The organism is Rhizobium sp. Root482, from assembly GCF_001426565.1.
In the GTDB taxonomy this organism is placed as follows: Bacteria; Pseudomonadota; Alphaproteobacteria; order Rhizobiales; family Rhizobiaceae; genus Pararhizobium.
The window spans coordinates 69,235-82,027 of the sequence record NZ_LMFA01000002.1 but is presented as its reverse complement, the minus strand read 5'-3'; the positions used below and the strand labels follow the sequence as shown (position 1 = coordinate 82,027).

General features: G+C 60.7%; 10 protein-coding genes and 1 pseudogene. All 11 read left to right on the top strand.

Features of this window, described 5'->3' with window-relative positions:
* The first annotated feature begins 15 nt into the window (after positions 1–15).
* The 11 genes and pseudogenes from ASD31_RS03685 to ASD31_RS03635 all read left to right on the top strand — a co-directional run bounded on the left by ASD31_RS03685 (position 16) and on the right by ASD31_RS03635 (position 12,770).
* Positions 16–958, top strand: a pseudogene (locus ASD31_RS03685) (flagellin).
* 331 nt (positions 959–1,289) lie between these two features.
* Positions 1,290–2,258 carry a flagellin gene (locus tag ASD31_RS03680; protein WP_056329736.1) on the top strand — a complete coding sequence of 323 codons (969 nt, stop codon included), beginning with the start codon at positions 1,290–1,292 and terminating at the stop codon, positions 2,256–2,258.
* A 460-nt stretch (positions 2,259–2,718) separates the two neighbouring features.
* Entirely contained in the window at positions 2,719–3,375 is a 657-nt protein-coding gene (locus ASD31_RS03675) for a hypothetical protein (RefSeq protein WP_056329556.1), read from the top strand.
* Complete coding sequence (locus tag ASD31_RS03670) at positions 3,372–4,562, top strand: flagellar motor protein MotB (protein ID WP_056329553.1); 1,191 nt, start codon at positions 3,372–3,374, stop codon at positions 4,560–4,562. Before ASD31_RS03675 ends, ASD31_RS03670 begins: the two co-directional genes overlap by 4 nt.
* Before the next feature lie 5 nt (positions 4,563–4,567).
* On the top strand, positions 4,568–5,866 hold the full coding sequence (motC, locus tag ASD31_RS03665) for a chemotaxis protein MotC (protein WP_056329549.1): 1,299 nt from the start codon (positions 4,568–4,570) through the stop codon (positions 5,864–5,866).
* Positions 5,863–7,464 carry a flagellar hook-length control protein FliK gene (locus ASD31_RS03660; protein WP_056329548.1) on the top strand — a complete coding sequence of 534 codons (1,602 nt, stop codon included), beginning with the start codon at positions 5,863–5,865 and terminating at the stop codon, positions 7,462–7,464. Before motC ends, ASD31_RS03660 begins: the two co-directional genes overlap by 4 nt.
* Entirely contained in the window at positions 7,400–7,966 is a 567-nt protein-coding gene (locus tag ASD31_RS03655) for a transglycosylase SLT domain-containing protein (RefSeq protein ID WP_056329545.1), read from the top strand. Before ASD31_RS03660 ends, ASD31_RS03655 begins: the two co-directional genes overlap by 65 nt.
* Positions 7,967–8,244: 278 nt before the next feature.
* Positions 8,245–8,919 carry a transcriptional activator Rem gene (gene rem / locus ASD31_RS03650; protein ID WP_056329543.1) on the top strand — a complete coding sequence of 225 codons (675 nt, stop codon included), beginning with the start codon at positions 8,245–8,247 and terminating at the stop codon, positions 8,917–8,919.
* An 85-nt stretch (positions 8,920–9,004) separates the two neighbouring features.
* Complete coding sequence (locus ASD31_RS03645) at positions 9,005–10,228, top strand: flagellar hook protein FlgE (RefSeq protein ID WP_056329540.1); 1,224 nt, start codon at positions 9,005–9,007, stop codon at positions 10,226–10,228.
* A gap of 22 nt (positions 10,229–10,250) precedes the next feature.
* A complete protein-coding gene (gene flgK, locus ASD31_RS03640; protein WP_056329537.1) occupies positions 10,251–11,693 on the top strand; it encodes a flagellar hook-associated protein FlgK in 1,443 nt (480 codons plus the stop codon).
* A gap of 3 nt (positions 11,694–11,696) precedes the next feature.
* On the top strand, positions 11,697–12,770 hold the full coding sequence (locus ASD31_RS03635; RefSeq protein WP_056329535.1) for a flagellar hook-associated family protein: 1,074 nt from the start codon (positions 11,697–11,699) through the stop codon (positions 12,768–12,770).
* Positions 12,771–12,793: the final 23 nt, after the last annotated feature.

The window sequence follows — 12,793 nt, the reverse complement described above, 5'->3', positions numbered from 1 at the left end:
AGGGGCAGTTTCACTATGACGAGCATTCTCACCAATTCGGCTGCAATGGCAGCTCTTTCGACGCTGCGTTCGATCAATGACGGCATGGAAACGACCCAGGGTCGCGTCTCCTCCGGCCTTCGCGTCGAAACCGCCGCCGACAACGCTGCTTACTGGTCGATCGCAACGACCATGAAGTCCGACAACAAGGCCCTTTCGACGGTTCAGGACGCTCTCGGTCTCGGCGCTGCCAAGACGGACACGGCCTATACCGGTCTCGACAATGCCATCGACGTCATTTCCGAAATCAAGGCCAAGCTGGTTGCCGCTCGCGAACCGGGCGTTGACAAGACCAAGATCAACAAGGAACTGACCGAGCTCAAGAACCAGCTGGTTTCGACGGCGCAGTCGGCTTCGTTCTCCGGTGAAAACTGGCTCTACAACGACACGGCGACGGCGATCGGCACCAAGGAAATGGTCGGCTCGTTCACCCGTTCGGCTTCCGGTAGCGTTTCCGTCGGCGTTCTCTCCTTCGACGCTTCGACCTCGGTCCTGATCGACACCAAGAACTCCGCCAATGGTCAGCTGACCAAGGCAGTGGCCGTCGCTCAGCCGAACGGCGCAACTGCCGCCACCACGGCAAACGCCACCTACCACCTGATCCTTGCTGCAGGCGGTACGGCACCGACCGGCTCGACCCTGATCGCGCTGACGGCAACGACCACCGACGACAACATCGAGGGCATGATCAGCGCCGTTGACGCAATGCTGACCAGCCTGACGGATGCCGCCGCGACAGGACGACTTCATGGCCGACCTGATGGATGTGATCGACAAGGGCGTCGGCCGCCTCGTCGATGCCGACATGAACGAGGAATCGACCCGCCTGAAGGCTCTGCAGACGCAGCAGCAGCTCGGCATCCAGTCGCTGTCGATTGCCAACTCCAACTCGGAAAACATCCTGTCGCTGTTCCGTTAATCGGACCAGGCAAGCCAAAAGCCGGTGGCGACGATCGTCAGCCGCCGGAAGCCTTCCAGACCGCGCCTCGAAAGGGGCGCGGTTTTGCGTTTTACCGCAGCCCCGGCGGCGCGCGTTAATGTTTTGGCAATCGAGATTTATTTTCGTTCATTTTGATTACCGACTTGTAAAGCCCCTTAATGGTTTGTTAACCATATCGTCGTTAAGTGTTCGTTAAGAGCGATAGGCTGTCCTTGGGCTAAACATGGGGCAGTTTGCATGACGCTGGTCCCGTCGCTGCCGGTTATCGATCCGGAATGTTCCGTTTAAATTCCGAACTGGGGCAATGACCATGACCAGCATTTTGACCAATTCGGCCGCTATGGCCGCTCTCCAGACATTGCGTTCGATCAATAGCAACATGGAAGAGGTGCAGAACCGCATTTCCTCCGGCTACCGCGTCGAGACCGCGGCGGACAACGCCGCCTATTGGTCGATCGCCACGACGATGCGCTCCGACAATGCAGCCTTGTCGACCGTTCAGGACGCGCTCGGGCTGGGCGCGGCGAAGGTCGACACCTCCTATGCCGGCATGAGTTCGGCCATCGACGTCGTTTCCGAAATCAAAGCCAAGCTTGTCGCAGCGCGCGAGCCGGGCGTCGACAAGACCAAGATCAACAAGGAACTGACCGAGCTCAAGAACCAGCTCGCATCGGCTGCTGAATCGGCGTCCTTCTCCGGCGAGAACTGGCTTTATAATTCGAGCACCACGCCGGCGGGAACCAAGTCCATCGTCGCCTCCTTCAATCGCGCCACCAACGGCACCGTTTCCGTTTCGACGCTCGACTACAACACGGCAGCTTCGATCCTGATCGACACCAAGAACGCGTCGCTCGGACAGCTGACCAAGGGCATCGCGGTCGTTCAGCCGAGCGGTACAACAACTGCAAATGCCACCTACCACCTCATTCTTGCCGCCGGCGGCACCGCGCCGAGTGGTTCCACTCTGATCACGCTGACCACCACCACCACCGACGACAATATCGAGGGCATGATCAGCGCAGTCGATGCGTTGTTGAGCAACCTGACAGACGCCGCCTCGACGCTGGGCGCCATCACCAGCCGTATCGACATGCAGGAAAACTTCGTCGCCAATCTCATGGACGTGATCGACAAGGGCGTCGGACGCCTCGTCGATGCCGACATGAACGAGGAATCGACTCGCCTGAAGGCCCTGCAGACGCAGCAGCAGCTCGGCATCCAGGCGCTGTCGATCGCCAATACCAATTCGGAAAACATCCTGCGCCTGTTCCAGCCATAGGCCGGCACGTGACGGACCGGTGGGCAAGAAGCCGGTCCCGTCTCTCTTCCAGGCGCGCCAACTCCTTTCGAGGGGCGCGCAGGCATTCCACCATGCCGCCGGTCATCGGCATGGTGGAAACGGTTGGACCGCGCTAATTGCCCGAGCGCGGTCCAACACCCTACATTTTCGCGCAAGTTTGACCCGATAGTCTCCAACCGCAGCCATTCTCGTCACGGCTGCCAGCCGATATGAATATCGTGCTGCCGTTGTATGCGGTCCGCTTCCGCCGGTTACCCCGGCGCGCGCCGATACGGATTGAAAATGTCCGGGCCATGCGGCACTCCAGCGCCGACGGGTCCTGAAGGAGACTTCCGGAAGTGTCACAGTCATTTGATTTCAGGCTCGAAAGCCGGCGATTGGGCTCGACCCAGGCGAAGATGCCGGTCGCACCGATGACCTGTGCACCGCGAGGCCTCTCATGAGCGCTTCCATCTCCCGTTATCTCAAGGATTTCAGTGCGCCGAGGATCGATCTCTCGCGCGTTCCGCCGAAATATTTTCCGGACCTCAACGATGACGAGCCGGGCATTGGTGCATTTGCCATGAGAGAGCCGTCCGAGCCGAAGATCGATATCGAGGCGGAGCGCCGCGAGGCTTTCGAGGAAGGGCGTCGCGAAGCCCAAGCCGAACTGCTGGCCGCGCAGGCGGATGAGATTGCCGCGCTGGAAGTCCGCCACGCCGCAGAGCTGGAAGCGATGCGGACGCGCTGCGAAAACGAGATTGCCGCAATGATCTATGATCGCTTCTGCGATACCGGCTCGCAGCTTGCCGCGATGATTGCCGACCAGACCGCGCGCGTTCTGGCGCCGGTCATGGATGCGACCCTGCGAGAGAAGGCGCTCAGCGACTTGGCGCGGATGATCACCCATTCCATCGGTGCCGGCGAGGGCTGCCGGATCACGGTCAAGGGCCCCTTGGCGCTGTTCGAGGCGCTGAAGCGTCACCTCGACGACGAAACGCTGGTTTTCCGTCATCAGGAAACCGACGATATCGACCTGTCGGTCGAATTCGGCGACAGCATCCTGGTGACGCGACTGGCCGCCTGGGCGGATAATGTAGGCAAGGTGCTGGCATGAACGAGAACGACGGCCATCACCACGGCAAGAACGAGATCATCATCATCAAACGCCATGGCGGCCGCCATGACGGTCATCACGGCGGTGCCTGGAAGATCGCCTATGCCGATTTCATGACGGCGATGATGGCGTTCTTTCTTGTGATGTGGCTGATCAATGCGGCCAATCCGCAGACCAAGGCGGCGCTCGCCTCCTATTTCAATCCGGTCCAGCTTGCCGACGAGAAACCTTCGGAAAAGGGCGTCAAGCAGCCGGCCAAGGATGCGAAGGGCGAACACGACCAGATGAAGTCGAAGGTCGATGGCACCCAGGCCAAGACCGGCGGCTCCGCAAAGAGCGGCGACGACGTGTCGGCCACGTCCGGCGAGGAAACGCAATATTCGGACGCGGACTTCTTCGAAAATCCCTATTCCGTCCTGTCGGAAATCGCCAACGAGGTCGGTCGCCAGGCCAATATCAGCGCCAAGGGCGACGGTGGCGCCTCCACATCCGGTCCGGCGACCGGAGCCGAGGGCGGCGAAGCCTATCGCGACCCTTTCGACCCGGATTTCTGGACGAAGCAGGTCGAACTGCAGGATGCCGAGAAGGGGAAAGAGATACTCGAGGCCAAGGCCGGTGACGCTCCGAGCGAGGCTTCCGGCAAGCAGCCTGAGACCTCCGAAAATCCCTCCGGCCTCGCGCTCAAGAAGGACGACGTAGCGCCGGTTCCGGCAAAGGCGGACGAGGATGCCGCCAAGGCGCTGAAGGCCGAGATCGAAAAGGAAATTGGCGGTTCCGCTGGAAAGCTGGCCGAGGGACTGCTCGTCACGCCCACAGAGGGCGGCCTGCTGGTGACGATCAGCGAGCAGGGCGATGCACCGATGTTCAACATCGGCTCGGCCGTGCCGCAAAAGGAAATGGTCGTCGCCATGGAGAAGATCGGCAAGCTTCTGGCGAGCCGCAAGGGCGCGATCGCCATTCGCGGCCACACCGACGGACGACCCTTCAAGCGCGGTGCCTACGACAATTGGCGGCTCTCGTCCGACCGCGCCCAGAGCGCCTATTACATGCTCCTTCGCGGCGGGCTCGCCGAAGCGCGGGTCAGCCAGATCAGCGGCTTTGCCGACAAGCGCCTGCAGGTTCCCAACGACCCGCTGGCTCCGGCCAACCGGCGCATCGAAATTCTCCTGCAGACAGGCCGGGGTTGAAAGCGATGCTGAAGGCGATCCGCACCCTTCTCCTCTGCGCCGGCGCCCTTGCGCCGTTTTTCGCGCCCGGCGCCCATGCCGACGATCTGGAGAACCTGCCGCCTTACAAGATGCTGCGGTCGCTGCAATATATCCAGGATTCGATCGTCCTCGGCGATCATTCAGCCGCCGAGATGCAGCGCTTCATGCTGGCCGCGATCGACAGGAGCCTGCGGACCGCCGATCCGTCCATCTTCAACGATCCGCGAAATGCCGATGCCGCCTTCATCTACGCGATGAGCGGCGGGAATCCCGAAACGCTGGTCTATCTGGCAAACCGGGATATCGAGGGCAATTTCGACAGCCGCGTCGTCGATGCGCTCAATCATTACCTGGCCGGCAAGGGCGGCCTGATGGTCGAAAGCCTGGAGAAGACAATACCGGAATACCGCAATTCGAGGATCGGCCCCTATCTTCATCTCACGGCCGGCAATGCCATTGCGATGCAAAGCCCAGCCGCTGCCCTGAAATACTATGATTGGGCCCGCCTGGTAGCCCCCGGCACCAATATCGAAGAGGCCGCCCTGCGGCGGTCGATTGCGCTGGCAACGCGCGGCGGCCTTCCGGAAAAGGGTTTCGATTATTCGCTCGCCTATGCCCGGCGGTTTCTGGCGTCTCCCTATGCAAGCCAGTTCGCGGACGCCTTTGTCGAGTTGGCGGTTGTCAATTATAGCGAAACGACCGAAGACAGGATCCAGGAAATCCTGAGCTTCATGGACAGCCCCCGGCAGCGCGAAGTCTATCTGCGCATTGCCCGCCGCGCGGCGATCGGCGGCATGCAATCGCTTGCAAGGCTCGCTTCCGAACGGGCGGCTGCCCTGTCGGACGGGACGGAGGCCGGCCCGGCCCTGGCCAACCTCTATTCCGGCCTGGTCAACATTCCTTCCAAGGGCATTCTCGAAGCCGTAGAGGAGATCAGCGCCATTCCCGAGGAGGCTCTTTCGCCACGAGACCGGGCGCTGCGCCGGGCGGCGGAAGTTGTCGCGCAGGAGGTGCTGCGGCGGCCCGAGCCGGACAGCCTGGCGCAAGCGACTGTTTCTAAACCCGTTTCAGAGACGGTAGCGGAAGATGTCGCCGCTGGGACGGGAAGCGGCGAAAGCCCCTTCGCCATGCCGGCGCCGGAAGCGATATCTGAGGTCGCGGCGGGAGGCGAGGCGGCGGCACCTGCCGCAGCAAGCCCCGATCCGGCTCTGGAGGCATTTCTGGATGCGGGTCGTTCAAAGCTTGGCGAGATCGATTCGCTGCTGGAGGAGGAAGACAAATGACATTCGTGGACGACACTCTTCCCGGCAATGCCTCGATACGCTCGGCCAAATCCGGTTCCGCGCACAAGATGAACGACAAGGGTGCCGCCGCTGACCAGCGCTCGGCATTCCAGAGCGCTTTCGCCGATGCGGGCAAGAAAACCCAACAGGACGGCAATACGATCAGCGCCAAATTGAACGCGGATTCCGCCTCCTATTCGAACGCAACTGGACGGCTCTCGGGGAATGCGATGGGAACCGAAACCAAGGGTGCGCGCGAGACTGATCTCGGCCCGTTGGTCACCGTTTCCGCCGTCGAGGATGATCAGGCGGGCGTGAAGATGCGCTCCTTGAACGAGGGCGATGCCGGCGCGACCAACATCGACCGGGATGTGCCGCCGGTCCGGCATCATGCGGCAAGCGATCTGCCGAATGAAAACGGCATGCGGCTCGCTGCCGAAGCAAAGTCCAGGGACGGGCGGATGCCCGTGCCTTCCAGCGGCCTTCGTGGCATCGGGGCGGAAGCATTTGCGGATGCGGGGCAGGCCGTGACCGAGTTGAACGGCGAAAAGGTGGCGGCTTTGCTGAAGGATGGCAAGACGCAGTCTTCAAGGACCGGCGATAGGGGTAAGGGTGAAGAGGATGCCGATGCCGCCGCACAAGCCGGTCCGGCGGCCGGTACGGGCACGGACCCCACGGATGTCAGCCAGGTTCTCTCCCTTCTCGCCTCGACCTCCGAGAAGACCGCCGCGCGCGCTCCTGCTCACTCCGACACGCCGACGGCATCCGCTTTCCAGTCTCTTGCCGAACAGGTCGGTAAAACCGCTGCGGATTTGAAGGACAAGGCAAAGACGCAATCTGCGGCAACGCCGGCAAGTGATGCGACGGCGATCGATAACGCCACTGAGGCCGGCTCTTCCCAGCTGTTCCGTTTTGCGCGGGCCGACGGCAAGGGCCAGGCTGTATCCATGAGCCTCGCTTCGAAAGGCGACAGGGCGGACGTGAAGAACGATGCGTCCACCTCCAATGCGAAGGCGGAAACGGTCACCGTGCTGGAGGCGCGCCGCTATCTCGGCCTCGCGCCGGTCGGAAATGCATCGGCCATTACCAGCCAGATTGCCGCCAATCCGGAATGGAACGGCGTATTGCAATCGGGTGCTGCCGCGCCCACCGCTCCAGGCGAAGCCCATACCGGCAAGGTTCTCAATACGCTGAAAATCCAGATGCACCCGATCGACCTCGGCATGGTGACAGCCACCATGCGCCTGAAGGGCGACGAACTGCATGTCGAACTCAAGGTCGAGACCGGCGACGCATTCCGGCAACTGAGCGACGACCAGAACGAAATAATCAAGGCGCTGCGCGCTCAGGGCTTTGCCGTCGATCAGGTCAATGTCATTTACAACGCTCCGGATTCCTCCGCCAGCAATAGCGGCCAGCAGCCGCAGGCCAGCCAGCAGGGCCGTGAAGCGGCCGGCGATGGCCCGGGACAGGGCAGGGGGCAACGCAATGACAATGGCAGCCAGCAACAGGGCCGCGAAAGGTGGACGGGCAATGAGGCGATCGGGGACGCATCTTCTGCCGCTGAGCATAATCGCGCTGGCGACGTCTATATGTAGCGCGCAGGCAAGCACCGGCGTTTGCGAAAGCGAAATCACGGCGGCGGCGGCGAAATATCAGGTGCCGGCCGGCATCCTCTATTCCGTCGGCTTGACGGAAACGGGCCGCAAGGGATCGCTTCAGCCCTTCGCCATGAATATCGAGGGCAAGTCCTATTTCGCCAGCAGCGCCGAAGATGTGCTGCAGCACTTTGCAGCTGCCCGCGCCGAAGGCGCCAAGCTGATCGACCTTGGCTGCATGCAGATCAACTATCATTTCCACGGCGAGAATTTCGCTTCGCCGGGCGAGATGCTCGACCCGAAAAAGAACGTCGAATATGCCGCCCGTTTCCTCTCCAATCTCCGTGCCAGGCATGAAACCTGGACAATGGCCGTCGCGCGCTATCACGCTGGCCCCAACAATGATCCCGCGCAGAAGAAATATGTATGCAGGGTGATCGCCAACCTGGTTGCCACGGGCTACGGAAAGTGGACGCCGAACGCCACGGAGTTTTGTCGGTAGCACAACCTAGGCGTTAATGTGCAAATTCCTCCGCTCGGCGCTGTCTTTCCGGTTCGTGTGGCCAGAAAATGAACTCAAGCACATTCTTAATTGTCTATTAACGTTTCCACATGATTTTTTGTGCCTGCCGTCAAGGTACCCACTAGATATAGATCAAATCGGCATGGAATTCTTAATCTACTATTAATTTCAGCCAGTAAGTTCCCATAGTTGTCCCAGAATCTGCCGATTCGTATCAGTTGGTCATTAAGGCACCATACTGATTCGGAGGCGGACGAATGATCGTAGTGGTTGATGAGCGTGAGCTCGTGAAAGACGGATATACTTCACTGTTCGGACGGGAGGGCGTGCCCTCTACCGGGTTCGATCCAAATGAGTTTGGCGACTGGGTTTCAACGGCCGCCGACAGCGATATCGATGCTGTCGAGGCGTTCCTGATCGGCCAGGGCGAGAAGGCCATGAGCCTGCCGCGTGCCATCCGGGACCGTTCCAGGGCGCCGGTTATTGCCATCAGCGACAGCCCCTCGCTTGAAACGACACTGGCGTTCTTCGACTGCGGCGTCGATGATGTGGTGCGCAAGCCCGTCCATCCCAGGGAGATTCTGGCGCGTGCGGCAGCGATCCGCCGGCGCCTGACTGCCCTGACCAATTTCACCGATATCGGCCCGATCAGGGTCTTTTCCGATGGTCGCGATCCCGAGGTTCAGGGCGAGGTTTTCGCTCTGCCGCGGCGCGAGCGGCGCATTCTCGAATATTTGGTCTCCAACCGCGGTCGCCGCGTTTCCAAGTCGCAGATCTTCAACGCCATCTATGGCATTTTCGACGAGGACGTCGAAGAGAATGTCGTCGAAAGCCATATCAGCAAGCTGCGCAAGAAGCTGCGCAAGCGGCTCGGCTTCGATCCGATCGATTCCAAGCGTTTCCTCGGTTACTGCATCGACTGGAATTCCTGATCAGGCATCCGATCCGCCGCTTCAAGACAGGTTCACGCAAGGCCCATTTCATAGTCTTGCTCAACGACGAAAACGAGGATCGGACATGAGTCTATACGGAATGATGAGAACGGGCGGTTCGGGCATGAACGCCCAGGCGAACCGTCTGGGTACGGTCGCCGAGAACATCGCCAACGCCAACACCACCGGCTACAAGCGGGCATCGACGGAGTTCTCCTCACTGATCCTGCCGACAAGCAACGGAGCCTATAATTCGGGCGGCGTCGAAACGAAGATCCGTTACAGCATTTCCGAACAGGGTCCGACCACCTACACGACCTCCGGCACCGACTTGGCCATCAACGGTGGGGGCTTCTTCATTGTTTCCGGCGCCAACGGCAACAATGTCCTCACCCGCGCCGGCGCCTTCACGCCGAACGGCAATGGCGACCTGGTCAATTCGGCCGGCTACACCCTGATGGGCTACGAATATCAGGAAGGTGTCGATCCGACGGTTGTCGTCAACGGATTTGACGGCTTGACGAAGGTCAATCTCGCCTCCGATGGTCTTGTTGCCAAGGGCTCGACCGCCGGCAGCATGGGAGCGAATCTCAATTCTGCGGATGTCGTCGGTACGACCCCTCCCTCGACCACATCGCTCAGCGTGTTCGACAGCCAGGGCAATTCGAGGCTGCTTGATTTCACCTACACGAAGACCGCCGATAACACATGGACGGTGGAAGTCGTCGACCGGGCGACGTCCACCTCGCTGGGAACGGCAAATCTTGAGTTCAATGCTGACGGAAGTCTGGCGGCTAGCTCGGATACGTCGGTGACGGTAGACGGGGCGGCGATCAGTCCTCTGGCTGGTACCGGCGCGGAGCTGGCGTCCTTGGAAATCGACCTTACCAAAACCACGCAGCTCGGCTACAAGTTCAATCCCGATGGCGGCAAGATCGATGGCAACGCACCGAGCAAGGTGGCCGGCTACCAGATCGACGATACGGGCATCGTCTACGTCAAGTACGAGAACGGCGATCTCGACCCGCGTTACCGCGTGGCGCTCGCCAGCGTCCAGAGCCCGGACAATCTCGTTCCCCAGTCGGGCAATGTCTATTCGCAGGGCGTGGATTCCGGCGTCATCATCACCGGCTTTGCCGGATCGGGAGATTTCGGCAGCATTCAGTCCGGCGCTCTCGAAGGTTCCAATGTCGATATCGCCAACGAACTGACGGCGATGATCGAATCCCAGCGTAGCTACACGGCCAACTCCAAGGTGTTTCAGACGGGTGCCGACCTGCTGGACGTATTGGTAAACCTGAAGCGGTAATTGAAAAGGTACGGTCTGCGTCATGTCGCTGTCATCAGCCATCAACACTGCCCAGACGATATTCAACAATACGGCGGCCCAGACGGCCCTTATTTCGAAGAATATCTCCAATGTCAGCAATGCGGATTATTCCCGTCGCATGGCAATGCTGGGCACGAGCGGCAACGGGGCGCAGATCGTCTCCATCCAGCGCGCCCAGAACGACGCGCTGATGCGCCAGCATACCATCAGTATTTCGCAGTCCTCGGCCCAGCAGACTCTTCTGACCGGCCTGGAAACCATAAAATCGGCGCTGGGCGGCAATGGCTATGAAACGTCGCCGTCGAATTACCTGAAGCTGTTTCGCGACAGCCTCCAGACATTCGCCTCGACGCCCGGCAATACGTCCATTGCGGCCACGACCGTATCGAGCGCGGCGGATCTCGCAAAGTCGTTGAGCAAGACATCGGCTTCTGTCCAGGACGTGCGCTATCAGGCCGACAAGGAAATCGACGCCTCGGTCAAGACGCTGAACAGTCTCCTGGCCGATTTCGAAAATGCCAATGCCGCGGTCCAGAGCGCCACGGCCAGCGGCACGGATGCAAGCGATACGCTCGACCAGCGTGACAAGCTTCTGCGCCAGATTTCCGACATCGTCGGCATTTCCACGGTGACCCGCGCCAACAACGACACCGTCATCTATACGTCTGATGGCACGGTCCTGTTCGAAAACACCGCGCGCAGCGTAACGTTTACGGCGACCCCCGGCTTCGGCGCCACCACTGCCGGTAATGCGATCTATGTCGATGGCGTACCGCTGAAGCCCGGCACCGGCGCCAACACGTCCGGCGAAGGCAAGCTTTCGAGCCTGCTTCAGTTGCGTGATACCACCGCGCCGAAATTCCAGGAGCAGCTCGACGAAATCGCCCGTGGCCTGGTGACCCTGTTCCAAGAAGATACCACGCCGGCCACCGGAGCACGGCCCGGGCTCTTCGTCTGGTCGGGCACCACTGTTCCGGCGGCAGGGACCATCGTTCCCGGCATGGCCGCCTCGCTCGCGGTCAATCCGCTGGCGGCCGGCAATCCGACGCTCGTGCGCGACGGCGGCTTCAACGGCCCGGCCTATAAATCGAACACGGACGACAGCTCCGGCTATACCGCCCTTCTCGACGGTTTCGTGACGGCGCTCGGCAACCCGATCGCCTTCGATCCCGGCACCGAGCTCGACGGCACAAGCAGCATCCTTGATTTTGCCTCGTCCTCGATCGGCTGGCTGGAAGAGCAGAGAAGCACGGCATCGACCGCCAGCGACAACAAGACTGCCTTGCTGTCGCGCACGGGGGAAGCCCTGGGCAATGTCACCGGCGTCAGTCTCGACGAGGAATTGTCGCAGCTGCTCGACCTCGAACAATCCTACAAGGCTTCGGCCAAACTTGTCAGTACGGTGGACGCCATGATGGCCGCCCTTCTTGCAGCTGTGAGGTAAATCATGAAAACGTCCTTCGTTTCCAACCTGGCGATCCAGAACGCCATGCGCCTGACCATCCAGCGTGGTCAGCTCGAAATGATGAAACTGAATGACGAAGTGGCGACCGGTGTTCATGCCGATTATGGCTTGGCCCTCGGATCCTCGACCTCCCGCTCCGTCAACATCACTTCCCAGATTGACCGGCTGGCGACGCTGAAGGACACCAATTCCATCGTCAACCAGAGGCTTTCGGGATCCCAGGAAGCCCTGAAGGCGATGCAGGAGGCCGCCCAGAAGTCGCTGACCTCTTTGCTTGCCTTCCGTGACAACAATACCGGCGATCTCCTGAAGATCGCCCAAGACCAGACGAAGGCTTCGATCACCGCCTTTACCTCGGCTGCCAATACCTCGCTGAACGGCGAATATCTGTTCTCCGGCATCAACACGGATGTCGAGCCCTTTGTCGCCTACACGCCGACGTCCCCGGCCAAGGCCTCCTATGACGCTGCCCTTGGCACGTTCATCGCGGCACAGCCGGCGCAGGTGCCGCCCTTGACCTCGGTGGCCCAGTTCACCGAAGCGCAGATGACGGATTTCATCGAGAACACGCTGGCACCGATGTTCGAGGATCCTTCGGCGCCCGGCTCCAGCTGGACCGACTGGTCCAACTCCTCGAGCCAGAACATGACGAGCCGCATCAGCGCCAACGAGGTCATCCAGAGTTCGACCAATGCCAATACCGAAGGCATGCGGAAATTTGCCCTGGCAAGCGTGATTTCCGCGGAGCTTCTGAGCGTCAGTCTCAGCGATTCCGTGCGTGCCGTCGTCACGGAAAGGGCGGTCGGCTACATGGGCGAGGCGGTGACGGGGCTGATCGGCTCGCAAAGCTCGCTCGGTCTTTCCCAGGAGCGCGTCAAGAAGGCCAATACCTCGATCGAGGCCCAGACCAAGATCATGAAGGCGCATCAGTTGGATCTCGAAGGGATCGACGCCTTCGCCGCTTCGGTTCAGCTGAAGACCCTGCAGACGCAGCTCGAAACCTCCTACACGCTGACCTCGCGGCTTCAGCAGTTGAGTTTGATAAATTTCCTCTGATGCGGTGAGGACCAGGACAAACA